Origin of the sequence: Pelagibacterium flavum, assembly GCF_025854335.1 — a bacterium.
Lineage (GTDB): Bacteria > Pseudomonadota > Alphaproteobacteria > Rhizobiales > Devosiaceae > Pelagibacterium > Pelagibacterium flavum.
Genome location: NZ_CP107716.1, coordinates 3,647,450 through 3,672,934, shown reverse-complemented (window position 1 = coordinate 3,672,934; position 25,485 = coordinate 3,647,450). Strand labels below are relative to the sequence as shown.

The following is a 25,485-nucleotide window of genomic DNA, read 5'->3' as shown; positions in this document are numbered from 1 at the left end:
AAGGTTCTCAAAAATGACTCAGATCGTAGGCCATCGCGGTGGCCGCAATCTCTGGCCGGAAAATTCGCTGACCGGTTTCCGCAACGTGCTCGGAACAGGGGTCGACGCTGTCGAATTCGACGTGCATCTCTCCGATGCCGGCGAACTTCTGGTGATCCACGACGCGACGCTGGCCCGCACCGCGGAGGGCTCCGGTCCCGTGCGGCTGGTCACCCCCCAACAGCGCCGCACGCTGCGTCTAAAGGACAGCCCCGACACCCTGCCCACCCTGGCCGAAGTGCTCGAGGTGCTGGCCGAAGGCAATTGCCATCTCCATGTCGAGCTCAAATCCGACGAAACGGGCACCCCCTATCCCGGTCTCCCCGAGCGGGTGGCCGCGACCCTTATCCGGTTCGGGCTGGCCGGCAGGAGCCACATGACCAGCTTCAACCTTGACGTGCTGGACGCTTGCAAAGTCGCTGCCCCCGACATTCCGCGGCTCTGCTCGGTCAACCACAAATCGGCGCAAACGCGCGGACTCGAGCAGACGCTGCGGGCGGCTTTGGATCGTGCGGACATCATTGCCATCGAAAAATCCCTGCTCGCCGAACACTGGGACGCGGTTCTCGCCATATTGCCGCTCGAGCAACTCGGCGCCTGGGTGCCCAACACCGAAGAGGATATCGCGTTCTGGCTCGAGCGCCGCACCGGCTATCTGACCTCGGACGATCCGGTCCTCGCCCTGTCCGTTCGCGACCGGCTTGCCCTTTCGGCCTGAAAACTGAAAGCACTTGTGTGGAGACCTTCGTGCCCTTATTGAACCGCCGCCTTTTTCTCGGCACCGGCCTGGCCGCCGCCGCTATTTGGCCAAGCCTTGGAAGCGCGCGTGCGCAAACTTTCGACACCGATCCGTTTTCCCTCGGCGTGGCATCAGGCTGCCCGACGCCCGACGGCGTCATCCTCTGGACGCGACTGGTCTTTCCGGTCGAGGCGGTCCCGCTCGCTGATCCCTTCGCGCCGATCCCTGAGGTCGCCATTCCCCCAATGGAAGTTTTCTGGGAGGTGGCCGAGGATGAAGCATTTTCCCGGCCGGTCCGCTCCGGCATCTATCGGGCGGTTCAGGAATGGGGCCATTCGGTCCATGTGGCGGTGACGGGTCTTGGGGCCGGCCGCTGGTATTTCTATCGCTTCCGCTGCGGCAATGCCGAAAGCAGGGTCGGCCGCACTCGCACTGCGCCCGCCGCCGACGCGGCAAACGATCGTTTCACCTTCGCCTTCGCGTCGTGCCAGCAATATGAGCAGGGCTATTACAGCGCCTATCGCGACATGGCCCAACGCGACCTCGATCTCGTCGTCCATCTGGGCGATTATATCTACGAGGTCAGCTACGGCACCCATCTGGTGCGCCGGCACGGCAATGGCTGGCCGCCAACCCTTTTGAGCGAATACCGGGAGCGGCACGCCCAGTACAAATCCGATCCCGACCTGCAGGCCGCCCACGCCAGTTTCCCCTGGCTCGCCGTCTGGGACGACCACGAAGTCATCAACAATTACGCCGATGACGACGCCCCCAATGTCGTCGGAGGCGAAAAATTCTTGCGCCAGCGGGCTGCGGCCTACCAGGCCTGGTACGAGCATATGCCCGTTCCGCCAATCACCAGCCGCGATTTTACCGATTTCAAAATCTATGGACGGCACGGGTTCGGGCATTTGCTCGACATCGCCATGCTCGACACCCGCCAATACCGTTCGGCACCGCTCGAAGTCTCCGAAGATGTGCCCGGACGCACCATGCTCGGTGACGCGCAGGAAGCCTGGTTCGACGCAACCCTCGATGCCTCGCACGCCAAATGGACGGTCATCGCCCAGCAGACGCTGCTCTCCGAACGCGACACAAAGGCGGGAGACGCAACCGGGTACAATCTCGATGGCTGGGATGGATACCGCTCGGCCCGCACCCGGCTTCTCGATTCGGTGCGCGCCTCGGGCACGGCCAATCCGCTGGTCATCGGTGGTGATCTGCATGCGTTCTACGCCGCCGACGTCAAAGAGGATTTCGCAAATCCTGACAGCGCAACCCTCGCCACCGAATTTGTGACCGGGTCGATCACCTCCGATGGGCCAAGCCAAGCAAGTGTCTCGACGGCTTTGGCCGAAAACCCGCACCTCAAATTCGCCAGCAGCCGCGAGCATGGCTATGCCATTCTTTCGCTCTCGTCTGAACAGGCGCGGGCCGATTTCGTCGCGGTGTCCGACCGCAAGGACCCGAATGCCAGCGCCGCGATCTTCCAAAGCTTTGCCGTGCTCGATGGAATGGCGGGAGTGAACCGCCTATGACCCGGCCGCTCGATCTCGTCATTTTCGATTGCGACGGCGTGCTCATCGACAGCGAGCCGATCGCCAGCCGCACTCTGGCCCAATCCCTCAGCGCCGCCGGCCTTTCGATGAGCGCCGAAGAAGCTCATCGCACCTTCACCGGAAAGTCCGAAAGCGATTTGCGCTTCTATTTCGAAGCAGCGGGCATCACCGCGCTCGATAGCCTGTTTTCGAGCTGGCATTCCGATGTGTACGCGGCGTTTGCGCGGGAATTGCGCGCCATGGCCGGTATAGAGCCGCTGCTGCGGGCGCTTGATGTGCCAAAATGCGTTGCCTCGAACAGCACGATGGCACGCCTGAAAAACAGCCTCGGACTGCTTGAGCTATGGGATATTTTTGCCCCCCATATCTTCAGTGCCGAAATGGTCGCCAGGCCCAAACCGGCGCCCGATCTGGTGCTCTACTGCCTCGCGGCTTTCGATGCGCGCCCGGAACGCTCAATCATGGTCGACGATAGCCATCATGGCATCCAGGCCGCCCGCGCCGCCGGGGTCAAGGCCATCGGCTTTGTCGATCCCAACGATCCGCGCCCCGACCGGCGCGAAGTGCTGCTGGCGGCCGGCGCTGCCGGCGTGGCCGTGGGCGCGCAGGATCTGGCCGCGCTGATCGTCGCCGATCTGGCGCCCTCAACCCTCTAAGGACGGAAACTGGAAAATGTCGAGCATTGCAATCAATCAGGCCCGGAAAGTCTATTCGGGCAATGTCACGGCCCTGCACGGCATCGACCTTGCCGTCGAACCGGGGGAACTCATGGTTCTGGTCGGCCCGTCCGGCTGCGGAAAATCGACGCTTCTGCGGATGATTGCCGGCCTTGAAACCATCACCAGCGGGACGATCGCCATTGACGGGCGCGTGGTCAACACCGTCGAACCTGCCGCCCGCGACATTGCCATGGTGTTCCAGAATTACGCGCTCTATCCGCACATGTCCGTGCGCGGCAATCTCGAATACGGATTGAAGAATCGCGGTGTCGGCAAGCAGGACCGTCAGGCTCTCGTAGCCGAGGCTGCCCGCATCCTCGAACTCGAACCCTATCTTGAGCGCCGCCCGGCAGCGCTATCGGGCGGGCAGCGCCAGCGCGTCGCCATGGGGCGTGCCATCGTTCGCAAGCCCCGCGCCTTCCTGTTTGACGAGCCCCTCTCCAATCTGGACGCCAAGCTGCGCGGACAGATGCGGGTTGAAATCCGCCGGCTGCAAAAGACGCTCGACACCACGGCGATCTACGTCACTCACGACCAGCTCGAAGCCATGACCCTGGCCGATCGCCTCGTTGTCATGAACGCAGGCAATATCGAGCAGGTCGGAACGCCCACCGAACTCTACGAGCGGCCCCGCACGACCTTCGTTGCGCGTTTCATCGGCTCGCCGGGCATGAACCTGCTCGAGGCGGCTGCCCTTGCAGCTCATGGTGTTGATCTGCCCCATATTGTCCCGCAGGCAGGGTGCACCATCGGGATACGCCCCGAAGATATCGTTCTGGGCGACGATCCCCGTCCGGCCATTTCGCTTGCAGGACGGATCGAGGCGGTGGAAATCCTTGGCAAGGAATCGCTCGTCTACGTTGCCGTGGATGGGGTCGATGAACTGGTGACGGTAAGGGCTGCTGGCGGCCGATGGTACGCCGGAGCAACCGAGAAACTCATTCTGCCCCTTGCAAACCTTCATTTGTTCAACTCTGGCACCGGGCAGCGGCTGGAATCAAAATCGTCACCCGCCTCGCTATAGAACATGCTCCGGCCGCGTTTGTCCGCAGAACCGCCGCGCCATTCCGGACAGCGCGGTGGCTCACATTGTGTTCCTTGCGAAGGCGTGCCTATTCGCTGTCGGCGTGAACCCTGATCGTGAGTGCGCGGTCGTCGTCCAGGCCCACGGCAAGTATATCGCCGCGCTCGTAGCCTTCCGCGCGCAGTTGCTCGTAAATGACAGGGTTCTCTTCGATGGCATCGAGGATGGCCTCGAAGTCCGCCGACTGATCATCGACCATCGCCTCTATGCCGATGTCATCATTGTCCGCATCGCCCTCGCCTTCTTGTTCAACCGCAATGACGACGAGGCTGCGGCCCTCGTCGAACCCCACGATCTGGTCGACCGTCACCGGCCCAATCGATCGCTCGGCTACCGGCTGACCCTCGGCTGCTGCTCCATCGTTTCCATTGGACTCCTGTGCCAGGATGGCAGGGGAGGTGGAAGCGACAAGGGCAAAGGTCGCAAGGGCCTTGAAACAGTGTCTCATAACGCGCTCCTTTCGGTGGCTGCATGACATCCCGTTTGGCTATGGCCAATGAGCTCACTTGGAGAAAGTTGCCGGTTGCCGAGAACGCGAGGCAATCTCTAAACTCAGGATAGCGAACCGATTCAGCGCCAAGCCGCAGCCACACCAGGGGGTGCGGACGAAAATTGCCCTCGCGGTTTGGGGCAGCAGCTTCGGCCCAGCCGTGGTGTCCCGCGGCGTTCAGAAGTACGGATAGGCGGGATAAGCGTAACCGGGCCCCCAGAACGGCGCATATCCGTAATAGTCGTAAAGACCTTCATAATAGTCCCGCCTTTCCCCGATCTCGGGATCGTAGACGGGTGCACGGGCCACATGCTCGCGCGATCGATCGATGTGCACTGCATCGGCGCCTATATCCGTGATTGCGTCGATGGGCACGAACACCTTTTCCTCGCCAATGCCCAAAAGCCCACCGTGGGCGACTTCCATGAGGCGGACCTTTTTTTCGCCGTCATCGACCAGGAGGTCGCTGACGTGACCGATCTTGTCTCCGGATGCATCCAGCACATCGCGCCCTCTGATGTCCTCGGCGGACTCCTTGGTCGTTAACTGAGTATCGTTGAGGGACAAAAGCTCTCCTTTGACTTCAGCCATCTCATCCTCCGTTGAATTGTTCCGTGCCGGCATCCCAATGAAGCCGGCTGTCTAAGCCAATGCAGCCCGGCGACCGACGGTTCCGGCTGTGACCGGCGCCGCAAAACGCGCAGCCGCACAACTGGGTCGCCTCACCCACGACGCCTGATGACTGGCAGGCGGTCTGCAGCAGCTTGAAAGCGAGCGTCAGATTTCGCCCTGATCGCCGGATCGGGCACACCCCAGTGAGAACGGCGGTGCAAAATTAGTCCACGGTAGCGGCTGGATTGTCCTGCTGCGGGCGGCTTAAAAGTCGTCCACCTATTTTCCTTCTGCAATTTGTGCGGGAGGGACGAGGGATCTACACCGTGGACTTATATTTGAAGGTTCGTCTGGCTTGCGATGGCGGCATGAGCCAGCGCGAAGCAGCCAGGCATTTCGGCATCTCGCGCGATACGGTTCGCAAGATGATGGCGTATTCTGTTCCGCCGGGCTATCGGCGGCAGGCGCCGGTGCGACGCCCGAAGCTGGACGCGTTCATCGCGATCATTGATCGGTGGCTTGACGAGGACCGGGCGGTCCCGCGCAAGCAGCGTCATACGGCCAAACGCGTTTTTGATCGCCTTCGTGACGAACATGGGTTTGCCGGCGGCTACACGATCATCAAGGACTACATGCGCGAGCGGGACCGGCGCGGTCAGGAAGTATTTGTGCCGCTGGCCCATCCTGCCGGACATGGACAGGCCGATTTCGGGGAGGCTGTGGTTATCATCGGCGGGGTGGAACAGAAGGCGCACTTTTTCGTGCTCGATCTGCCCCACAGCGACGCCTGCTATGTCCGGGCTTATCCGGCAGCTGTGGCTGAAGCATGGGTGGACGGCCATATCCACGCGTTCGCCTTTCTGGGCGCAGTGCCGCAATCGATCGTCTACGACAACGACCGCTGCCTGGTGGCAAAAATTCTTCCTGACGGCACGCGCAAGCGGGCAACGCTGTTCAGCGGGTTTTTGTCCCACTACCTGATCCGGGACCGTTATGGCCGCCCCGGCAAGGGCAATGACAAGGGCAGTGTTGAAGGACTTGTGGGCTATGCCCGCCGCAACTTCATGGTGCCGATCCCCCGATTTGCAACCTGGGACGCGTTCAACCTGTGGCTCGAGGAGCAGTGCCGCAGGCGCCAGGGCGATCGGCTACGCGGGGAGAGCGAGACGATCGGCGAACGGCTGCAACGCGATCTGGCGGCGATGCGGCCGCTGCCGGCATCGCCCTTCGAGGCCTGCGACCAGGCCAGCGGCCGGGTCTCCTCCCAGGCGCTGGTGCGCTACAGAACCAACGACTATTCCGTCCCTGTTGCCTATGGCCATCAGGACGCCTGGATCCGTGGCTATGTCGATGAGGTGGTGATCGGCTGCGGCGGGGAGACCATCGCCCGTCATCCGCGCAGTTATGGGCGCGAAGACATCGTCTTTGACCCACTGCATTACCTGCCGCTGATCGAGCACAAGATCAATGCGCTCGACCAGGCGGCCCCGCTCCAGGGCTGGGAACTTCCCGAGGCGTTCGCCACACTGCGTCGCCTGATGGAAGCGCGGATGGGCAAGCAGGGCCGGCGCGCCTATGTGCAAGTGTTGCGTCTTCTGGAAAGCTTCGATCTGGCCGACCTGCATGCGGCCATAAAGCAGGCGCTGCACCTGGGCGCCATAAGCTTCGATGCCATCAAGCATCTCGTCCTGTGCCGGGCCGAACGCCGGCCACCCAGGCTCGACCTTGCCATCTACCCCTATCTGCCCAGAGCCAGTGTCGAGACGACCTCGGCCAAGGCCTATATGGGTCTGCTGGACCGCGAGGAGGAACTGGCATGAGCAGCGATGCTCCCGAACTCCTGCTTGCCAGCCACCTCAAAGCGCTCAAGCTGCCGACCTTCCTGCGCGAGCACCACAAGCTTGCCCGCCAATGCGCGCTCGAGGACGTGGATCATGTCCGCTATCTTGCCCGACTTGTCGAACTCGAACTGATCGACCGGGAACGGCGCATGGTCGAGCGTCGCATCAAGGCCGCCCGGTTCCCGGCCGCCAAAAGCCTCGACAGCTTCGAGTTTGCCGCCATCCCCAAGCTCAACAAGATGCTGGTGCTGGAACTGGCGCGCTGCGAATGGATCGAAAGGCGCGAGAATGTTATCGCGCTCGGACCCAGTGGCACGGGCAAGACCCATGTTGCGATCGGTCTTGGCCTGGCAGCCTGCCAGAGGGGATTGTCCGTCGGCTTTACCACCGCAGCCGCCCTGGTCAGCGAGATGATGGAGGCGCGCGACGAACGTCGCCTTCTGCGCTTCCAGAAGCAGATGGCTGGCTACAAGCTGCTCATCATCGACGAACTGGGCTTCGTGCCGCTGTCCAAGACCGGGGCCGAGTTGCTGTTCGAGTTGATCTCGCAGCGTTACGAGCGCGGCTCCACCCTGATCACCAGCAATCTGCCTTTCGACGAATGGACCGAGACCTTCGGGTCCGAGCGCCTCACCGGCGCGCTCCTCGACCGCCTGACCCATCACGTCAGCATCCTCGAGATGAATGGTGACAGCTATCGCCTCGCCCAAAGCCGGGCACGCAAAGCCAGCCGCACGTCCTGAAAAACGCAATGTTGGGGGTATCGAACACCGCTCGGGCTACGCCCTCCCGGCGCTCGATACCCCCAACATCAAGTGGCCTGGTTTTGCGCCGCCCAATGGCCGACTTTTACCCCGCCGTTGACACCTCTTGGCGGTTCAGTGACAAAATCGGCCGACCCATCTTGCCCGTTGTATAAAGGAATGAGAACGTTCACAGTATGGAGCCGACTGTCCGGTTCTTTCGCCCGAACGCGGCATCGATGGATCAGAAATAGGAGCAGGCCCGTGCCTTTGTCGTTCGACAATATCTGCGCGATGAACTTCCACTACCAGCGCTATCCGCTCGAGGCATTCCTTGACGATGCCGCCGAACTCGGTCTTACCCAGGTCGAGATCTGGGGCGCCGCGCCACACTTTTATGTGGGCGACCGGACACTGAGTGATGCACGCGAATTGAGAAACCAGATTCGCACGCGCAACCTAAAGATCGCCTGTTTCACACCGGAACAATGCGTCTACCCGATCAATCTCGCATCACCTCAAGAAAAGCTTAGAAATCGCAGCGTTCGCTATTTTGAGCAATGCCTGGAGATGTGTGCGGAGATGGCAAGTCCTGCGCTGCTGGTTACACCAGGCTCGGGATATGCCAATGAGCCGGCGGCACTGGCGTGGGATCGGTGTGTGAATTCGCTTGGAACGATTTCAAAACGCGCAGAAGAGCTTGGCATAACCCTTTATCTCGAGTGCCTGCCACCGGCATGGAGCAATGTGGCAACCACGGCACGCGATCTTGCCCGGCTGCTCGCTGTCGTCGGCTCACCGGCAATCCGATCAATGATGGATACCTCGGCAGCGGTTCTGTCGGAAGAAAGTGTTTCCGATTACGCGACCGAGCTGAAATCCGGTTTCGCTCACATGCACATGACGGATGCAGATGTCGCGGGCAGTCATCTGGCTTGGGGAGATGGCATGCTCGACCTCGATCTCTACCTTGCCGAGCTCCAAACCATTGGCTACCAGGGGGCCCTTTCGCTCGAGTTGACCAATTCGAGATATTATCTTGATCCAAAGCCCGCTCTCAAGCAGAGCGTGGAAAAGCTCTCTGCAGCCATCGGGCGCTTGGCATAGACAGGGCCCGAGCAAATAGAACGCGCCGGAATCGGTTTTCCGATACCGGCGCAAATGCGGCTTTTCCCTGCCTGGCGGGTCAGAAACTGTGATCAGTAGTCGGAGATCTTTTTCATATAGCGCCGGCCCTCCAGCATGGGCTGGTTGCGCAGATCAGCAATTCTATAGGCAAAGCGCCACAACGTGTCGAAGAACACCAGTGGAACAAGATAGCCGCGGAAGGCTTCGTCAATGCCGCTGAGGTCGAGCTTTTTTGCATCGAGGACCATGACGTTCTTTTCCGAACCAAACCGGAGTGCGAAGTCTCTTGCTCTTTCCTCCATGCGGCGGGTCTCATCAAGACCGACCATGACGATGAAGCTTGCGTCCTCGTCGGTGACTTCGAACGGGCCATGGAAATATTCGTTGGCGTGAATGGCCTGAGAATTGATCCACTGCATCTCCATCAACACACAGATCGAGAAGGAGTAGGCTGCGCCGTAGTTGGCGCCGCTGGCAAGCGTATAGATGACGTCTTTCTTGGCGAGCCGGGGTGCATAGTCATCGAACATGGGAGCAAAGACCTCATGGGCCTTGTCGATGGCCGGCTGAAGATGGCTCAGGCTCGACAGGAGTGAAGGTATGATATCGACTCCGTCGGTCTGGTTCACCAGACCGGCCAGCAGCATGTAGAGCACGCCATAATTGGACTCGGCAGCGTCGATGGGAATGCCGGTCGTGTAGAACGCCTGATAGTTGAGAACATGTTCGGCGGTCCGGCCGAGCGGGGAGTCCGAGTCCAGTGTCATGGCTATCGTGGCAGCGCCCCTTGAGCGCGCGAACTCGGCTGCGGCGGCAGTTTCTTTTGTGGTGCCGGTCTGAGAGCAAAGGATGACCAGGGCGTTTTCGTCAAGCTTGAGGGGATTGCGCGCGATGAACTCGTCGGCGTTGTAAACGTCAGAGTTCAGTGTCTTGGAATGGCGGTCGAGAAAGTACTTGCCCGGGTGCATGATTGAAAGGGATCCGCCACAGGCGACGAGAAAGACGTTCCTGATCTCGCGACCCCTTATGGCGCTCAGAGCTTTTGAGATATCGGGGTTGAGTTCGGTTTTCATAAAGGCCTCTTGCATTGGCAGGTCCAAATGGGGGGACGGTCTGGCGCTTGGAGCCAGGGCGGGTTGAAAAATGTGCGTCGCGCAGAAGTTCAGCGTGCCGCGTTGACAACTGTCCTGATAAAGTGCGAACGTTCTCACACAGAGTCAACACGAAAATTCGCTTCAGAAGGGTCAGATGGTCAGAATCGCAGCAATGGGCGACAACGTGGTGGATTGCTATGTCGCCAACGGGATGATGTATCCTGGCGGAAATACACTAAATGCCGCTGTCTTCATCCGCCGGTTCGGCGGGCTATCGGCCTATATCGGTCGCGTTGCTGACGATCCTGCAGGGCGCCATATCTGCGCAGCGCTTGAATCAGAAGGGGTCGATGTCTCCCATTTGCAGGTGCTCGATCAAGGCATGACGGCCTATTGCGTCGTCGGCCACGAGAAGGGCGACAGGGTCTTTCTCACCTTTGACCTCGGCGTCTCGATGTTTGAGCCGACCCAGAGCGATATCGAGTTCGCTTCTGGCTATGACGCCGTCCATATCGGTCGCTCCAGTGGACTCGATGATCATCTGGCCAAGCTGGCTGGACGGACGCGGCTGTCCTACGACTTTTCCACCAGGTACGAAGCCGAGCACGTCGAGGCTGTTGCCCCACTCTGCTACCTCGCTGCCGCTTCGGCCGGTGACATAGCTGAGAGAGAGGCCCTGGCCCTCCAGCAACGCATGCTTGATGCGGGAGCCAACTGGGCGCTGGTCACCCGTGGCAAGGCCGGAGCGATCCTCTCGGATGGACGCCGGGTTCACTCAGTGGCAGCAGTTTCCACTCAAGTTGTCGACACGCTGGGAGCGGGGGATACCTTTACTGCCAGGACACTGTTTGGCTTGCTCAAAGGTGAGGGGGCAGATGAAATTTTGGCGTCAGCGGCGCAGGCGGCGGCCGACACGTGTCGATACTACGGTGCCGTAGGGTATGGCACCCCGATTGAAATTTGCGCCGACGTGCCGGTTCTAAAGGGCCTTGGTGTTTGATGGCGCCGCCCGCTCATGAGCTTTTGGCATGACCTCAGCACCATTGGGCGTTTCCCGGGCTTCGCGAGGATGTGTAGGACCTTGGGTGCGAGACTTTCAAACCAGAGTGAATAATGGCTGTGACAAAACCCTCGCTTGGTGACCATCTCAAGTTGGCCCACCGGGTAAATTCCATCGAGGTCTCTCTGATCGTGCGCCTGAGTGAGACCGCCGCCGCGCGCAAGGCAGCTGGCGAGGATGTGATCTCGCTTGGAACGGGCGAGCCCGATTTCGGCACTCCCGATTTCGTTCTGGACGCAGCGCGCGCAGCAATGGAGCGCGGCGAGACGCGATATACCGCCAATACGGGAACCGCGGCGCTTAAGACTGCCATTGTGGCGAACTACCGAAACAAGGGCATTGGCATCGGCCCCAAAAACATCATCGCATCGGCCGGGGCCAAACAGGTCTTGTTCAATGCCTTTATGGCAACGCTCGATGAGGGCGACGAAGTGGTGATCCCGGCGCCCTACTGGACAAGCTATGTCGACATGGTTTCGATGTGTGAAGGTGTGCCTGTAACGATACCGACGAGCGCCAGAGAAGGTTTTGTTGTATCCCCGCAAGCGCTGGAGCAGGCGATCACCCCGCGTACGAAGTGGGTGTTGCTCAATTCCCCGTCCAACCCCTCAGGCGGGGCATACGATCACGATCAGCTGCGCGCCCTGCTGCCGGTTTTCGAGCGGCAGCGGCATGTGGGCCTGATGTCGGACGAGATATATGAGCATCTTGTCTATGATGACTTTTCCTTTGTCTCGGCATTGGAAGCTCTGCCTGAACTCGCCGAGCGAACCCTTGTGGTGAACGGCGTTTCCAAAGCGTATGCCATGACCGGATGGCGGCTCGGTTACGGTATTGGTCCAGAGGTATTGATTGGTGCAATGGCAGCGGTGCAGGGGCAGGCAACGTCTGCGCCATCCTCTATTTCCCAAGCAGCGGCGATTGGAGCCTTGGAGGGTCCAATCGCCGTGCTGAAGGAACGTCGTGCCGATTTTGAACGCCGGCGGGATTTGGTGGTGGCTGGGCTCAATGCCATTGATGGCTTGGTTTGTTCCAGGCCGCGAGGCGCCTTCTACGCCTTTCCAGACTGCACGGGGCTCCTCGGACGCAGGGCGCCCGGCGGCAGGCTGATTACCACGGACACCGAACTTTGCGAGTATTTCCTTGATCGGGCAGGCGTTGCTGTCGTGCCCGGAGTGGCTTTCGGGGCACCGGGACATTTTAGACTGTCTTATGCCTATGCCCAATCGGCGCTCGAGCAGGCGCTCGAACGCATCGCGGCCGCCAGCGCCGCACTCTCCTCCCTCACGTGAACCAGGAACTGCATTAGCCCATGGCCCACAATGACACTTTATCCAACGCCGGTCTGACCCAAGACGAACTCAGCGGCGGCGATCTCAAGGTCTTCTCGCCTGTCGACGGCGCCATGATCGCCGAGATCAAGACCCACACGCCGTCCGACGTCGAAGCAATGATCGCTCGCGCCAAGGCAACGTTCGACGCCTGGCGTCGGGTGCCCGCGCCAAGACGCGGCGAGTTGATCCGGCTCTTCGGGGAAGAATTGCGCGCCGCCAAGTCTGAACTTGGAGCGCTCGTAACGCTCGAATGCGGTAAAATCCTACAAGAGGGTCTCGGTGAGGTCCAGGAGATGATCGACATCTGCGACCTCGCCGTCGGCCAGTCGCGGCAACTGTTCGGTCTCACCATCGCCTCTGAACGTCCCGGGCATGCCATGCGCGAAACCTGGCATCCCATGGGGGTTGCCGGAGTCATTACCGCCTTCAACTTCCCCGTCGCCCCCTTTGCCTGGAATTTCTGCCTCGCAATCGTCTGTGGCGACCCGGTTATCTGGAAACCCTCGGAAAAGACGCCGCTTTGTGCCCTGGCCACGGCGAAACTCTTCGAGCGAGCAGTCGAGAAATTCGGCGATGCTCCGGCCGATCTCCTCCAGATTGCTCTGGGTGCAGGCGAAGTGGGCGAAGTTCTGACCCGATCAAAGGACGTTCCGATCATCTCGGCAACCGGCTCGACCCGCATGGGCCGCGCGGTAGGGCCGGTCGTGGCCGAACGGTTTGGCAAGTCTATCCTGGAGTTGGGCGGCAACAACGCCATGATCGTCGCCCCGTCCGCCGATCTGGACAACGCGGTGCGGGCCATTGTGTTTTCGGCCGTCGGGACGTGTGGCCAGCGCTGCACGAGCCTGCGCCGGGTGATCGTGCACGAAGATGTTCGCGACACGCTTGTCGAGCGCCTCAAGGCTGTTTACCAGGGCCTGCCCATCGGCAATCCGCTTGAAGCGGGGACGCTTGTGGGGCCGCTCATCGATGGGGACGCGGCGCGGATGATGGAAGAGGCGCTCAGCGCGGCCAGGGCGCAGGGTGGAACGGTCACCGGCGGTGGAAGCGCAGACGGCGTTGAGGGGGGAGCCTACGTGCACCCGGCCATCGTTGAAATGCCCGACCAGACCGATATCGTTTGCACCGAAACCTTCGCGCCTATCCTGTACGTTATGACCTACAAGACGCTCGATGAGGCGATCGCGTTGCAGAACGGGGTGCCGCAGGGGCTCTCGAGCTGCATTTTTTCAACCGACGTGCGCGAGACCGAGACATTCCTCTCTGCAGTGGGATCGGACTGTGGCATCGCCAACGTTAATATCGGTCCCTCTGGCGCGGAGATTGGCGGGGCCTTCGGCGGCGAAAAGGAGACCGGAGGTGGACGCGAAAGTGGATCTGACGCCTGGAAGGCCTATATGCGCCGCCAAACCAACACTGTGAACTATTCCCGCGAACTGCCGCTCGCCCAAGGGATCACATTCGACATCAAGGCCATGCCATGACCGACTTTCTGTCCAAAAGCGAAATCAGAGCCCGCTTTTGCCGGGCCATGTCCGAGATGTACAAGAAGGAGGTTCCCCTTTATGGAGACCTCATTGATCTGGTCCGCGACGTCAACAATGATGTCCTGGCCAACGATCCAGATCTCAAAGCGCGACTTGAAGCGCTCGACAATCTCGATCGACTCTCTGAAGAGCGTCACGGGGCCATTCGGCTTGGCAAGGCGGACGAGCTTTTCACGATGCGGCGCCTGTTTGACGTCATGGGTATGGAGCCGGTTGGTTATTACGACCTCTCGGTGGCGGGAATTCCCGTCCATTCCACGGCTTTTCGCCCCACCCAGAGCGAGGCACTCAAGCGCAGCCCGTTCCGCGTTTTCACCTCGCTTTTGCGTTTGGAGCTTATTGAAGACAAGAATTTGCGCGAGGCAGCCGAGTTGACGCTTGCCGAGCGCGATATCTTTTCTCAGCACGTGCGGTTTCTGATCGACAAATCCGAATCTGAGGGCGGCCTGAACGAGGCTGATGCCGAGGCTTTCATTTCCGAGGCTCTCGGAACTTTCCGCTGGCACTCGAACGCCACTGTGTCCGAAGCGACCTATCAGGAGCTCCATGACGCTCATCGTTTGGTCGCGGACGTGGTGAGCTTTCGCGGTCCCCATATCAATCATCTTACGCCGCGCACCCTCGATATCGATGCTGTCCAGCGCCTGATGCCCGAACGCGGCATCACGCCCAAGGCCGTGATCGAAGGGCCGCCGCCACGCCAATGCCCGATCCTGCTGCGCCAGACCAGTTTCAAGGCGCTCCAGGAACAGATTGCCTTTATTGGGAAAGACGGCAATCGCGTTCCAGGCAGGCATACGGCGCGGTTCGGTGAAATCGAGCAGCGTGGGGTCGCGCTCAAACCCAAGGGCCGCAGGCTCTACGATGAGTTGCTCGACAGTGCCCGCGGACTGGCTCAGCCCAAGGCAGATGGCTCCAACACAGCTCAATATATGAGAGCGCTGCGTGAAGTCTTTGCACCCATGCCGGATTCTTATGAGAACTTGCGCGCGCAAGGGTTGGCCTATTTCCACTACTACGTGACAGAGCAAGGCAAGTCGGCGTCGCGCCATGAACTGTCACACGATATCGAATCGCTGATTGACTCTGGGTATGTGGGGACTGATCCCATCGTGTACGAAGATTTTCTCCCCGTTTCGGCCGCAGGCATATTCCAGTCGAATCTGGGCGACAATTCTGCCAGGGACCGGCTGGAAAAGTCCCACCAGCAGAGCTTTGAGGCGGCCCTGGGAGCGCCTGTCGCAGACGAATTTGCGCTCTACCAGGCCCTTGAGGACGCTTCGCTTGACGCTGTATGGGATGCACTGGGCCTGTCACGAACTCAAGCGAGCTGAGAGCGAGAGTGCACGCCCGCTCTCCCACAAAAGACGCTCGCCTCAAGCGCTTCATCAAGGCGCTCAAGGCCGGCGGTTTTGCAGGCGACATTGATACCGGATTGGGAACCCGAGAGGTTTTGGCGATCGACAATTCGGTCTATCGGGTGCCTCCCTTGGCAGCGATATTCCCACGCCGACCCAATGATATCGAGATTGCCGTCCGCGCACTCGATCAATCGGGGCCCGAGCCCCTGAGCCTGACGGCCAGAGGTGGAGGTACCGGCACGAATGGGCAGTCTCTCAATGACGGGATCATTCTCGACACCTCGCGATACCTCAGGTCCATTATCGGGTTTGATGCCGAAGCTGGAATTGTGCGCGTGGAACCAGGTGTGGTTCTTGATGAGCTCAACGCGTTTCTCGCCCCCCATGGCTGGTTCTTTCCCCCGAGCGTCTCGACGGCCAGCCGCGCAACGATCGGGGGCATGGTTGCAACCGATGCGTCTGGCAAAGGATCGCGCCAATACGGCAGAACCTCGGACTATATCGCATCGATGGACGTGGTTCTCGCGGACGGTACGCCCTTAACGATTGCGCCCTTGGACGAGACTCAAGCCGCCAACGTCGCTGGGCGCGACGACAGGGGTTCGCTTCTTGCCGCCGAAGTCAAGGTGATGCTGGAGGCGGCAAAGCACCATTTCCAGCACGTCTTTCCCAGGATGAACCGCGGCCTGACTGGCTACAATCTCAAAGAGGCCCTCCCAGAGAAGGGCGGTCTGAATTTGTGCAAGATTCTTTCAGGCTCGGAAGGCACCTTGGCGATCACGGCAGCCATTACCCTGCGCTTGCGGCGAACGCCAAAATCGAAGGGGCTCATGGTGCTGTTCTACCACAGCTTTGCCAGTGCCCTCGGCCATGTGCCCCGTCTCGTCGAGGCAGATCCGCTGGCAGTAGAGATCCTTGACGACAAGATTTTGAGCCTGGCGCAGAACGACCCTGTCTGGGCAGAGCTCGGATCGCTGTTAGGGGAGGTCGATGGTCGTGTCGGGGCCGTCAATTTTGTGGAGGTGGCTGGAGACAGTTCAGTGGAGGTCAGCGCAAAGCTGGCGACGCTGGCTTCTCATCTTGAAGGTGATGACACAGCCTTTTTGACACGTTCTGTAATCGATCCTGCCGCCATAAAGGCGGCGTGGTCACTCCGGGCGAAGTCCGTTGGGCTCCTTGGTGCTCTCGAAGGGAAACGGAAAGCCTATCCCTTTGTCGAGGATACCGCGGTGCCGCCTGAAAACCTCGCCGCCTATGTTGCCGAATTCCGTGCACTTCTTGATCAACACGGCCTTTCCTATGGCATGTTCGGCCATGCTGATGTGGGATGCCTGCATGTTCGTCCTACGCTCGACATGCGCGATGCGGCCGACCGAGAGTTGATCCGTACCGTTTCCGATGGCGTCCAAGCATTAACCCGCGCATATGGCGGCTTGATTTGGGGCGAGCACGGACGCGGTGTACGTGGGGAATACCTTGAAGAGGTCTTCGGGCCAGATCTCTACCCGGTTGTGCAGCGTATCAAGTCCCTCTTCGATCCTGGCAACCGGCTCAACCCGGGCAAACTTGCAGCGCCTGCCGGCAGCGAGGTTGGTGTGCTGCGAATCGACGAGGTGCCTTTCCGCGGCGAAACCGACGCCGAAATTCCCGCTCACCGTCGGCCGATGGTGCAAAATGCCATTGACTGCAATGGCAACGGCGCCTGTCACGATTGGGATCCTGCCGACCCGATGTGTCCCTCCTACAAGGTCAGCAGGGACAAGACGCAATCGCCAAATGGTCGCGCCGCGCTTCTAAGAGCATGGGCGCGGACACCCGATCCCGAGGCCGAGGCGGCACTCAAGTCCAGTCTTGATACGTGCCTGTCCTGTCGTGCCTGCGCATCGGCTTGTCCGGTCAAGGTCGACATTCCGACGATGAAGGCGTCGTTTCTCGAGACCTATTATGCACGGCATCGCCGCCCGATGCGCGACTACGTTGTCAGGCTTATGGAACCGGCGCTCCTCACCGCCCGTCGCTTCGCGCGACCGTCAAATGCCGTGCTGGACAGTTGGCCGGCAAAGCGGGTGCTGACCGCTCTTGGGCTGGTGGACCTGCCAGGGTTCTGTGACCGGACTCTGGAAAGCCGACTGCGCGAGGAAGGAATTGCGCTCCTCGATCTGTCCCGCCCTCCCACAGAGTCGGGAAGTGTGATTATTGTCCCTGACAGCTTTCTTGCCAGTTTTGACATCGGGCCGCTGATTGCCACTGCCAGGATGTTGAGCCTACTTGGGTTCAAACCGGTTGTGGCACCTGTTCTGGCCAACGGCAAAGCGCTCGAGGTGCGCGGTTTCGGTCGGGCCCACGCCAAGTCAAACCGGCATCTCCAGCGGACTCTGCGTTTGTACGCTGCACTAGGATGGCCCCTGGTCGCCGTTGAACCGGCAACCACGATCGATGCCCGCAGGCATGGCGCCGACTTCCTGCTCCCGATTGATGTGTTCCTTGAGCGGCAGCTGGCAGGGGATGGCAATTTCGAACGCATCAGAGACGGCGGCAGTCTGTTTCTTCATTGCACGGAAGCAACCAGCGATCCCAAGGCCGGTGGCCGCTGGCAGAAGATCTTTGCCCATTTCGGAATCGAGGTGGATGTCGTCAGTGTCGGCTGTTGCGGAATGAGTGGATTGTTTGGGCATGAGGCTGAACACAAGGAGATGTCGCGCGCGATTTTTGAGCTTTCATGGGCTGATCCGATAGCAAGAGGCGGCGCCATGGCGACGGGCTTTTCCTGCCGATGTCAGACCAAACGCTTTGGGCAAGGGCGGGTGCCCCATCCCCTTGAAGTTCTGGCCTGTCACGTTGCCGGGCAGGGGAGTGGCTATGGGGGGCGGCAAAATGGATAATGCGTCCCCCCAAGGGTCTGTTAATTTGAGGGCTTTCCCACTCCGCCCCTCTGGTGAACCCATGGCCATTCCGCGTCGCTTCCTTCCCTCCATGTCGTTGCTCTCGGCGTTCGAGGCCGCGGCACGCCATGAAAGCTTCACAGCTGCTGCAGAAGAACTGTCTGTCTCTCAAAGTGCAGTCTCTCGTCAGATCCGGCTGCTCGAAGAGCAGATTGGAAGCAAGCTTTTTGTACGGGACAGGCAGACAGTCCGGCTTTCCGAGGCCGGAGCCACCTATGCGCGCGAAATTCGCGAAGCTCTGCAACGAATTGGCAGTGCCTCGCTCAACCTGCGCGCCAATCCGTACGGGGGGACGCTCAATTTGGCCATTTTGCCTACATTCGGAACACGCTGGCTGGCGCCGCGACTTCCGATGTTTTTGGAGCGGCAACCTGGTGTGACCATCAATCTTACCACGCGGCTCGAGGCATTTGACTTTCGCGCCGACCCTTTCGATGCGGCCATTCATTTTGGCGACAACCCATGGCCGGGAACCGAAGGCGTGGAGCTGATGACCGAAACGGTCATCCCGGTTGCGTCACCTGGGTTTCTGGAGCGCCACACGATAAACACCGCCCAGGATTGTCTCGGGGCTCCTCTGCTCCATTTGGCGAGCCGAGCCGATCAGTGGGAGCGTTGGTTTGCACAACAAAACGTCGATGCCGGGCGTTTGCGCGGCATGCTGTTTGATCAGTTCGCAACGGCGGCCCAGGCTGCCAGTTCGGGCCTGGGCCTTGCGCTTTTGCCGCGCTTTTTGATCGAAAGCGACCTGGAGCGGGGTGATCTGGTTCCCATCCTGAACGCGCCAATGCTCAGCCGCGAGCGCTACTTTCTCGTTTGGCCGCCAGCCCATGCCAGCCACCGTCCCCTAAAGGCTTTCCGTGACTGGATCATCTCGCTGTCGAGAACGGATAACGACTAGCCTCCGTCTGCTTGACCGGGAAGAAAGGACATCCACGGGCTGTTGACTTATCGTTCCATAAGGAACTAATATGAAGGCGAGGGTGCCGGCGCGCGGTTCGGTAGGCCGCGAGTTCCGGGCAATTTTGTGCCGTTATGCGGTATGATGAATTGGAGAGTCGATCAGTTTATCGTCAGATTTTGCCAAGGCCGGCCCGATTTTGGTACTGATTTCCGAATTGGCCGGTTCCGCCTTTCGGCGGTCTGAGCGTGGCTTTCTGGGCCGCTTCCGCGGTTTTGAGAAGATGCCTGCGCGGCCGGGCGGGCGACCATTGACCAATGTTGTTCCATATGGAACATATTTTCATTGGGTGAGAATCCTGCGGCGCAGGTGAAAACAGCTCTCCTCAAGGAGAGCGAAACAGAGGGTGGGGTCGATGCTGCACGACCCCGGAACCGAAATGATGCTAGCGCAGCCAAAGGGAGTAACACGATGATTTCGTCAATGATTAGCCGTCGGGCACTGGGCAAGCTACTTGCGGCCACCTCGGCATTGGGTCTTATGAGCGCGCCCGCCCTCGCTCAGGAGGTGACGATCCGCCTTGCCACTGTCAATCCGCCCACCGGCGAATCCTTCATCATGGCCGAAGAGGCTGCCGAGAGGGTCACCGAGCGCACCGAAGGGCGTGTTCAGTTCCAGATGTTCCCTTCTGCTCAGCTTGGCTCGACCACCGATTCCATCGAGCAGGCCAGCCAGGGGCAGCCCGTGATGACGTTCACTTCGGCGTCCTTTCTGGCCGGTTTTGGTGTGCCGGAGCTCGCGATCGTGGAAGGTCCCTTTATTGTTGAAAACACCGAGGAAGCCGAACGACTGGCGTTTTCCGATCTCATGATGGGCTACTACGATGATCTTGCACAGACTGCAGGAATTCGCGTTGTAGCGCTGAACTGGTTTGATGGACCCCGGCATATGATTGGCAATGCTGGCTATCCTCACCCCGATGATCTTGAAGGCGTGCGCATGCGTGTGCCGCCGGTCGAAACCTGGATCAAGACTTTTGAACCTCTCGACGTGTTGGCAACGACCGTCGAGGCCGCTGAAGTCTATTCCGCTCTATCTCAGGGTGTGGTGTCGGCGGCAGAAGCCCCGTTGACGGGGCTGCGTGCGAGCGGCTGGCAGGAAGTGGCCAAGCACATTACGCTGACCGGGCACTTCAATCTGTTTCTCGGCTGGGTGATGAGCGAAGAGACCTATCAGGCTCTCAGCGAAGAGGACCGAGCCATTTTGATGGAAGAGTTCCGTGTAGGCGGCCAGGACCTTACAGCGCTGTCCAAGGGTCTCGAAGATGAGGTTCGGGCCGAATTTGAAGAGCAGGGCGTGACCTTCCACGAAGCGGACGTTCAAGCTTACAGAGACCAGACGGCGAGCTTTTACACAAGCTTTCCTGATTGGCCCGAAGGGCTTTACGATCAGGTTCGCGCTGCTGCCACAGGCGAATAAGACAAGGATCAGCGCCGCCCTGTCAAACCGGGCGGCGCACACACAGGGGTGAGTCAATGGTAACGATCCGACGCGTGGTCGAGCTAACAGGCTCGGTCTTGCCCGCGCTGTTTATCGCCTGTCTTGTTATCGTTGTCTCAGCTGACGTCATTGCGCGCAACGTGCTGCGCGTTCCCTTTTATGCCGCCCACGACCTGGCCATATTGGCCTTTTCTGCGACTGTGTGGCTGGGGCTGGTTGGCGCTGCGCTCTATGGTCAGCTCTTCGGCATCGGCTTTTTTGTCGAGCTTTTGCCGAGACGAGCCAGAACGCCAGCTTCAATTGTCTCTCATTTGCTTGTCATAGCCATATCGGTGTCGGTCATTCAGGCTGCCATCGCCCAGATATCGACGGCCCGGTTCACGACATTTCTTGCCTTGGGCTGGCCCAAGTGGATCATGGCCGCGTTGCTTGCCGTCGGCATGGGCGGGATCATCGTCGTGCAGGTTCTGGCAATAGTCGAGGAAGTGAGAGAGGCCAAGGCAAGATCATGACCGTTGCCGTAATCGCTTTTGTGGCGCTTATCATCCTGCGCGTTCCCATCGGATTTACCATGCTGGGTGCCTCAGCGGCCTATTTCGCGTTGAACCCGATGATGGCGAGTATCCTCGCTCAGCGCATGGGGTCGAGCATGGAATCGTTTCCCTTGCTGGCCATTCCCCTGTTTGTCGTGGCTGGCTGCGCGATGGCGCGAGGAGGAATAGCAGAAAAGCTCTACGGGTTCGCCGAAAGCCTCGTGGGCCACTGGAAGGGCGGACTGGCGCAGGTAGCGGTGCTCAATTCGGTGTTCATGGGAGCGATGTCGGGATCGGCCAATGCCGATGCCGCCATCGATGCGCGCACGATTGTGCCGGTGATGCGCCAGAGGGGCTATTCCAACGCTTATGGTTCAGTGGTCAGCGCTGCGTCCTCGATCATCGCGCCTATCATGCCACCGTCAATTGCGCTGATCGTTTACGGTCTGTTGACGAATACCTCTATCGGCCGGCTGTTCATGGGCGGCGTGGTACCGGCAATCATTATCGGTATCGCACTGATGCTGATGGTTCGCTGGACCGCGGGGCGGCGCAATTATGCTCCATCGCGTTCAACGCGTGCCAGCCTCGGCGAGATCGGCCGGAATGGCTGGGCGGCGTTGTGGGCACTCGCAATGCCGGTCATGCTGCTGTTTGGCCTGCGGATAGGGCTTTTCACGCCCACCGAATTGGGTGCCATTGCCGCCCTGTACGCCTTCCTGGTGGGCGTATTCGTCTATCGTGGCATCGGCTGGGGTGATGTCTATGGGCTTCTGCGTGAATCTGCTCACACAACGGCAAGCGTTATGTTCATCGTCGCCGCGGCGGCCGTTTTCTCGCTCATCCTGAGCCTTGAGCAGGTGCCGCAGATGTTGGTGAGCGGGCTGCTTGGTATCTCGGACAACAAATACGTCGTGATGCTGGTCATAAACATCGCTCTGCTGCTGCTCGGGACGGTCTTTGAAGGATTGGCCCTGGTCGTCATACTGGGCCCCCTCCTGATCGAGGTGGCGACAGAGTTGGGAATAGATCCTGTTCATCTCGGGGTTGTTCTGGTGTTCAATACGGCCATCGGATCGATGACGCCGCCCGTGGGTACAGTCATGTTCACGGTGTGCACGATTACCCGATGCTCCATCGAGGAATTCACCAGGGAATTCTTGCCTTATTTGGCAGTTCTCGTTTCGGTTCTGCTGCTGTTGACCTTTGTGCCCCCGCTGGTGACATTCCTGCCCGATCTCGTGTTCTGACCGGCAATCTCCGGGCGGAACGATCTTTGCGCTGCAGAGCAGCGAACGACCAGTGAAGGCGCGGGGGAGAGGAGGTCCCTAGAAAGGCTCGATCCAGTCATCAGCGTCTTCGATCAGTTTAGCGAGTATGGCATCGAGTGCCGTACGTTCCACCGGGCTGAGGTTCTTTAGCATATAGGCTTCTCGTGCCTTATGGATAGCGAGGGTCTGTTCATGCAACTCCCGGCCGGCCGGCTCTATGGTGAGGAGCACGCGGCGGCGATCGGCTGGATCCACTTCCGTATGGACGAGCCCTTTTTTCAGGAGCCGATCGATGGCTCGACTGATTGAGTTCTTGGGACGGCCGAGGAACTCGCTGATCGATTTGGCCGTCAGTTGCCCATAGGTTGCCAAGGCAAAGAGGACGTTGTTTTCGTCGCGATAGAGCCCGAAGCGCTTCTCGATTTCAGCAAAGACGGGCCCTGTGTAAAAGCCAGACCACAAACTCAGGCGCAGTCCGTCACGGTCGATGTCAGGGTTGGACAGCACTTTGTCGAGGATTCCTTTGGGCGTCGCTACGTGACTGCCCCCGACGTCATCAAATCGATCGTTCATTTCATTTGTTCCGCTCATCGCCTGCAGCTTCCTAGCCCATTACCGACAATAGGACCAGTCGGTCGCCTTGACAAAGTTCCATATGGAACCAATAACAGCGCGATATTGGTGCTCATACGCGGGCACCGAACGGCGCAAGGCCAAGATGCCAAGTGGAGACAACAATGAAAAGCTTTGATGTAGCGGCGGTGGAGAAGTTGGTTGACTATCCAGGACTCATCGCTGCGTTGGAGGAAGCCCACAAGGCTGGCATGCCCGAGGCGCAGCATATGGTGATGGATGAGCCTGAGGGGGGGAGCAACAAGTTTGTTTCGCTCCTTGGGTGGGCCAGGAATGATGTCGTTGCCGCCAAGCTTGTGGGCGTGTTTCCAACCAACCTCAAGCGCCAGCCCGCTGAGCCATCCGTCCAGGGGCTGGTGGTAGTATTTGACGCCACGACCGGAGCTCCCACTCTTATCGCGGACGGAGCCGCCATGACTTTCCGCAAGACAGCGGGGGATTCCGGGCTTGGCAGCAGGTTGCTCGCACGACCGGATGCCAAGACACTGCTGGTCCTTGGCGCAGGAGGGCTGGCACCTCACATGATAGATGCCCACGTCGCCGCGCGGCCATCAATCGAGCGGGTGATGATCTGGAATCGCACTCCTGAACGGGCCACCGCGCTGGCTGAGCGTCTGGCCGACCGCTACGTGGTCACCGCTGTTCTTGATCTCGATGATGCGGTGGCTCAAGCCGATATCGTCAGTTGCGTGACCATGTCGGACCGGCCTCTGGTGAAAGGGCGCTGTCTCAAACCCGGCGCTCATCTTGATCTCGTCGGCGCCTATCTTCCGACCATGCGCGAAGCCGATGATGAAGCGATCAGACGCGGATCGCTGTTCGTCGATACCCGAAACGGAATGGAGGGAGCCGGAGACCTCATCCAGCCTGTCAACGCCGGCGTCATCGGCTGGGACGCTGTGCAGGCGGACGCATTCGAGCTGTGCCAAGGCGTGCATGCAGGTCGCAGCGCTGACGACGAAATCACGATCTATAAGAATGTCGGGGGCGGACACCTCGACTTGTATACCGCCCGATATCTCGCGTCGCGAATCTAGAACCGCGACGAGGCGAGATGCAAAAGGTGGCTGCCCAGCTTGTAGGCTCTCGTCCTCACCCTTCCCAGTCTGGCACGGCCAACAGGGTTCTGGGGGAGCAACATTTGCTCTCCCAGCACAATGTGTCGCGCCATGGCTCGGCCAAAGACCGTTCCCGGCGCGATGCCGCGCCCGTTGAAGCCGTTCACGCCAATCGCTTTGGGGCCATGGTGATGGAACTTTGGCAGCGCGTTGTCGGTCATTCCGATTTGTCCGTGCCAGCAGTGATCCAGCCGCACTTTGGAAAGGAAGGGAAAGAGCCTGGCGATCGAGCGTTGGGCGAAGGCCCGTTGAGCACCCAGCGATATCGGGTCGAGTGCGCCGACGCTCCCAAAGATCAGCCGGCCAGCATTGTCCTTGCGGAATGCTGTCATCACAGTGCGGGTATCCCAGCATCCGTGACCCTGGGGCAGGATGCGTGCCGCAATCTCCTCGGGCAGCACTTCGGTTGCAAATTGAAAGAAGGGCAGGAGGGTCAGCTCATCTTGCTGTCGCACGAAGGCATAGCGCTTTTCGAGCCCTGAATAGGCGTTGCTGGCAACGATGATCCACTTTGCTCTCACGGTTCCGCCCGGTGTTTCCAGCGTCCAGTGGTCGTTCTCGTGATGAGCCGACGTGACAGGCGAGTGAGTGAAGATGGTTGCACCTGCAGCTTGCGCGGCCGCCGCCAGTCCCCGTGCGTAGGACAGGGGCTGTAGCGTGCCGGCCCGTTCGTCCAGAAGGGCGGAGGAAAAAGCACTTGTCCCCGTCAAAACTTCCGCGTCTGCTCGATTCAGGCGTCGAACAGGGGCGCCTAGCGCCTGCCACTGGGCTTCGCGCTCACCGAGTTCTTTATCGCCCGCTGAACCCACGCCCAGATGGAGCGTGCCATTGCGCACTGCCTCGCACTCGATGCCGAAGCGCGCTATGAGGTCGAATACCAGCGCGGGCCCATCGCCCAGCGCCTGGATCAGTCGCGTGCCCCACTCGAGACCCTGTGCATCGATTAGGTCGTTGGGCATAACCCACATGCCCGCGTTAACCAGCCCCACGTTGCGACCAGACCCTCCATGCCCGATATCCCTGGCCTCAAGAACAATGGCGTGCTGATCGAGTTCAGCGAGGTGAAGCGCCGCCGACAGCCCGGTGAAACCACCACCGATGATGGCGACATCTGCGACATGATCGCGTGAAAGCACCGTGGTCGCAGGTGGCACGCTGGCGGTGTCGGCCCAGAGATTGTTGTGGTTATGGTCGTCAAGCACGGTTCAGATCATCCTGGTTGAACCGTCAGCTTTAG

The 25,485-nt window shown here is 60.0% G+C and carries 22 protein-coding genes; 17 read left to right on the top strand and 5 right to left on the bottom strand.

What is annotated here, in order from left to right; all coding sequences use genetic code 11:
- The first annotated feature begins 13 nt into the window (after positions 1 to 13).
- The 4 genes from OF122_RS18390 to ugpC are packed head-to-tail and all read left to right on the top strand — an operon-like array spanning position 14 to position 4,080.
- Positions 14 to 757, top strand: a complete 744-nt coding sequence (locus tag OF122_RS18390) for a glycerophosphodiester phosphodiesterase family protein (RefSeq protein WP_264225626.1) — start codon at positions 14 to 16, stop codon at positions 755 to 757.
- A 29-nt stretch (positions 758 to 786) separates the two neighbouring features.
- Positions 787 to 2,316, top strand: coding sequence for an alkaline phosphatase D family protein (locus tag OF122_RS18385; RefSeq protein WP_264225625.1), 1,530 nt, complete (start codon positions 787 to 789; stop codon positions 2,314 to 2,316).
- Positions 2,313 to 2,993, top strand: a complete 681-nt coding sequence (locus OF122_RS18380) for an HAD family hydrolase (RefSeq protein WP_264225624.1) — start codon at positions 2,313 to 2,315, stop codon at positions 2,991 to 2,993. Before OF122_RS18385 ends, OF122_RS18380 begins: the two co-directional genes overlap by 4 nt.
- A 16-nt stretch (positions 2,994 to 3,009) precedes the next feature.
- Entirely contained in the window at positions 3,010 to 4,080 is a 1,071-nt protein-coding gene (gene ugpC / locus OF122_RS18375; RefSeq protein ID WP_264225623.1) for a sn-glycerol-3-phosphate ABC transporter ATP-binding protein UgpC, read from the top strand.
- An 88-nt stretch (positions 4,081 to 4,168) separates the two neighbouring features.
- On the opposite strand, the gene OF122_RS18370 is transcribed toward ugpC, so the two are convergent.
- Together OF122_RS18370 and OF122_RS18365 are read right to left on the bottom strand one after the other, a co-directional pair.
- Positions 4,169 to 4,588, bottom strand: coding sequence for a hypothetical protein (locus OF122_RS18370; RefSeq protein WP_264225622.1), 420 nt, complete (start codon positions 4,586 to 4,588; stop codon positions 4,169 to 4,171).
- A gap of 219 nt (positions 4,589 to 4,807) precedes the next feature.
- Complete coding sequence (locus OF122_RS18365) at positions 4,808 to 5,221, bottom strand: PRC-barrel domain-containing protein (protein ID WP_264225621.1); 414 nt, start codon at positions 5,219 to 5,221, stop codon at positions 4,808 to 4,810.
- A gap of 347 nt (positions 5,222 to 5,568) precedes the next feature.
- On the opposite strand from OF122_RS18365, the gene istA reads away from it, so the two are divergent.
- The 3 genes from istA (at position 5,569) to OF122_RS18350 (ending at position 8,933) form a co-directional block, all read left to right on the top strand.
- Positions 5,569 to 7,062, top strand: a complete 1,494-nt coding sequence (gene istA, locus OF122_RS18360; RefSeq protein ID WP_264224573.1) for an IS21 family transposase — start codon at positions 5,569 to 5,571, stop codon at positions 7,060 to 7,062.
- Positions 7,059 to 7,826, top strand: coding sequence for an IS21-like element helper ATPase IstB (istB, locus tag OF122_RS18355; protein ID WP_264224574.1), 768 nt, complete (start codon positions 7,059 to 7,061; stop codon positions 7,824 to 7,826). Before istA ends, istB begins: the two co-directional genes overlap by 4 nt.
- Positions 7,827 to 7,964: 138 nt before the next feature.
- The gene (locus OF122_RS18350) at positions 7,965 to 8,933 is read left to right on the top strand and encodes a TIM barrel protein (RefSeq protein WP_264225620.1); all 969 of its coding nucleotides are present in this window, start codon (positions 7,965 to 7,967) and stop codon (positions 8,931 to 8,933) included.
- A 92-nt stretch (positions 8,934 to 9,025) separates the two neighbouring features.
- Here the strand turns inward: OF122_RS18350 and OF122_RS18345 are convergent, their stop codons facing one another.
- Positions 9,026 to 10,027 carry an SIS domain-containing protein gene (locus tag OF122_RS18345; RefSeq protein ID WP_264225619.1) on the bottom strand — a complete coding sequence of 334 codons (1,002 nt, stop codon included), beginning with the start codon at positions 10,025 to 10,027 and terminating at the stop codon, positions 9,026 to 9,028.
- 175 nt (positions 10,028 to 10,202) lie between these two features.
- Here OF122_RS18345 and OF122_RS18340 point away from each other — a divergent pair, with 175 nt between their 5' ends.
- The 9 genes from OF122_RS18340 (at position 10,203) to OF122_RS18300 (ending at position 22,476) form a co-directional block, all read left to right on the top strand.
- Positions 10,203 to 11,048 (top strand): PfkB family carbohydrate kinase, encoded by an 846-nt coding sequence (locus OF122_RS18340; RefSeq protein WP_264225618.1) that lies wholly within the window; start codon positions 10,203 to 10,205, stop codon positions 11,046 to 11,048.
- Between the two features lie 113 nt (positions 11,049 to 11,161).
- The gene (locus OF122_RS18335; protein WP_264225617.1) at positions 11,162 to 12,400 is read left to right on the top strand and encodes a pyridoxal phosphate-dependent aminotransferase; all 1,239 of its coding nucleotides are present in this window, start codon (positions 11,162 to 11,164) and stop codon (positions 12,398 to 12,400) included.
- Positions 12,401 to 12,420: 20 nt separating this feature from the next.
- Positions 12,421 to 13,926: an L-piperidine-6-carboxylate dehydrogenase gene (amaB, locus tag OF122_RS18330; RefSeq protein ID WP_264225616.1), complete on the top strand. Its 1,506-nt coding sequence runs from the start codon at positions 12,421 to 12,423 to the stop codon at positions 13,924 to 13,926.
- On the top strand, positions 13,923 to 15,323 hold the full coding sequence (hglS, locus tag OF122_RS18325; RefSeq protein ID WP_264225615.1) for a 2-oxoadipate dioxygenase/decarboxylase HglS: 1,401 nt from the start codon (positions 13,923 to 13,925) through the stop codon (positions 15,321 to 15,323). The genes amaB and hglS overlap by 4 nt, the downstream gene beginning before the upstream one ends.
- A gap of 8 nt (positions 15,324 to 15,331) precedes the next feature.
- Positions 15,332 to 18,232 carry an FAD-binding and (Fe-S)-binding domain-containing protein gene (locus OF122_RS18320; protein WP_264225614.1) on the top strand — a complete coding sequence of 967 codons (2,901 nt, stop codon included), beginning with the start codon at positions 15,332 to 15,334 and terminating at the stop codon, positions 18,230 to 18,232.
- A 61-nt stretch (positions 18,233 to 18,293) separates the two neighbouring features.
- Positions 18,294 to 19,193 carry a LysR family transcriptional regulator gene (locus OF122_RS18315; RefSeq protein WP_264225613.1) on the top strand — a complete coding sequence of 300 codons (900 nt, stop codon included), beginning with the start codon at positions 18,294 to 18,296 and terminating at the stop codon, positions 19,191 to 19,193.
- A gap of 471 nt (positions 19,194 to 19,664) precedes the next feature.
- Positions 19,665 to 20,672 (top strand): TRAP transporter substrate-binding protein DctP, encoded by a 1,008-nt coding sequence (gene dctP, locus OF122_RS18310; protein WP_264225612.1) that lies wholly within the window; start codon positions 19,665 to 19,667, stop codon positions 20,670 to 20,672.
- Positions 20,673 to 20,728: 56 nt separating this feature from the next.
- Positions 20,729 to 21,205, top strand: a complete 477-nt coding sequence (locus OF122_RS18305; protein ID WP_264225611.1) for a TRAP transporter small permease — start codon at positions 20,729 to 20,731, stop codon at positions 21,203 to 21,205.
- Positions 21,202 to 22,476 carry a TRAP transporter large permease gene (locus OF122_RS18300; protein ID WP_264225610.1) on the top strand — a complete coding sequence of 425 codons (1,275 nt, stop codon included), beginning with the start codon at positions 21,202 to 21,204 and terminating at the stop codon, positions 22,474 to 22,476. The genes OF122_RS18305 and OF122_RS18300 overlap by 4 nt, the downstream gene beginning before the upstream one ends.
- Before the next feature lie 78 nt (positions 22,477 to 22,554).
- On the opposite strand, the gene OF122_RS18295 is transcribed toward OF122_RS18300, so the two are convergent.
- Complete coding sequence (locus OF122_RS18295) at positions 22,555 to 23,088, bottom strand: MarR family winged helix-turn-helix transcriptional regulator (protein WP_264225609.1); 534 nt, start codon at positions 23,086 to 23,088, stop codon at positions 22,555 to 22,557.
- 146 nt (positions 23,089 to 23,234) lie between these two features.
- On the opposite strand from OF122_RS18295, the gene OF122_RS18290 reads away from it, so the two are divergent.
- Complete coding sequence (locus OF122_RS18290; protein ID WP_264225608.1) at positions 23,235 to 24,167, top strand: ornithine cyclodeaminase family protein; 933 nt, start codon at positions 23,235 to 23,237, stop codon at positions 24,165 to 24,167.
- On the opposite strand, the gene OF122_RS18285 is transcribed toward OF122_RS18290, so the two are convergent.
- The gene (locus OF122_RS18285) at positions 24,164 to 25,450 is read right to left on the bottom strand and encodes an NAD(P)/FAD-dependent oxidoreductase (protein ID WP_264225607.1); all 1,287 of its coding nucleotides are present in this window, start codon (positions 25,448 to 25,450) and stop codon (positions 24,164 to 24,166) included. The genes OF122_RS18290 and OF122_RS18285 overlap by 4 nt on opposite strands.
- Positions 25,451 to 25,485 lie beyond the last annotated feature (35 nt).

Excerpts from the sequence above, each read along its gene's own strand:
- OF122_RS18300 (WP_264225610.1), top strand. The coding sequence starts at position 21,202 with ATGACCGTTGCCGTAATCGCTTTTGTGGCGCTTATCATCCTGCGCGTT.
- OF122_RS18290 (WP_264225608.1), top strand. The coding sequence starts at position 23,235 with ATGAAAAGCTTTGATGTAGCGGCGGTGGAGAAGTTGGTTGACTATCCA.
- OF122_RS18335 (WP_264225617.1), top strand. The coding sequence starts at position 11,162 with ATGGCTGTGACAAAACCCTCGCTTGGTGACCATCTCAAGTTGGCCCAC.
- amaB (WP_264225616.1), top strand. The coding sequence starts at position 12,421 with ATGGCCCACAATGACACTTTATCCAACGCCGGTCTGACCCAAGACGAA.
- OF122_RS18295 (WP_264225609.1), bottom strand. The coding sequence starts at position 23,088 with ATGAGCGGAACAAATGAAATGAACGATCGATTTGATGACGTCGGGGGC.
- OF122_RS18370 (WP_264225622.1), bottom strand. The coding sequence starts at position 4,588 with ATGAGACACTGTTTCAAGGCCCTTGCGACCTTTGCCCTTGTCGCTTCC.
- OF122_RS18340 (WP_264225618.1), top strand. The coding sequence starts at position 10,203 with ATGGTCAGAATCGCAGCAATGGGCGACAACGTGGTGGATTGCTATGTC.
- OF122_RS18315 (WP_264225613.1), top strand. The coding sequence starts at position 18,294 with ATGGCCATTCCGCGTCGCTTCCTTCCCTCCATGTCGTTGCTCTCGGCG.
- OF122_RS18390 (WP_264225626.1), top strand. The coding sequence starts at position 14 with ATGACTCAGATCGTAGGCCATCGCGGTGGCCGCAATCTCTGGCCGGAA.
- OF122_RS18380 (WP_264225624.1), top strand. The coding sequence starts at position 2,313 with ATGACCCGGCCGCTCGATCTCGTCATTTTCGATTGCGACGGCGTGCTC.
- ugpC (WP_264225623.1), top strand. The coding sequence starts at position 3,010 with ATGTCGAGCATTGCAATCAATCAGGCCCGGAAAGTCTATTCGGGCAAT.
- OF122_RS18345 (WP_264225619.1), bottom strand. The coding sequence starts at position 10,027 with ATGAAAACCGAACTCAACCCCGATATCTCAAAAGCTCTGAGCGCCATA.
- hglS (WP_264225615.1), top strand. The coding sequence starts at position 13,923 with ATGACCGACTTTCTGTCCAAAAGCGAAATCAGAGCCCGCTTTTGCCGG.
- dctP (WP_264225612.1), top strand. The coding sequence starts at position 19,665 with ATGATTTCGTCAATGATTAGCCGTCGGGCACTGGGCAAGCTACTTGCG.
- OF122_RS18305 (WP_264225611.1), top strand. The coding sequence starts at position 20,729 with ATGGTAACGATCCGACGCGTGGTCGAGCTAACAGGCTCGGTCTTGCCC.
- istB (WP_264224574.1), top strand. The coding sequence starts at position 7,059 with ATGAGCAGCGATGCTCCCGAACTCCTGCTTGCCAGCCACCTCAAAGCG.
- OF122_RS18365 (WP_264225621.1), bottom strand. The coding sequence starts at position 5,221 with ATGGCTGAAGTCAAAGGAGAGCTTTTGTCCCTCAACGATACTCAGTTA.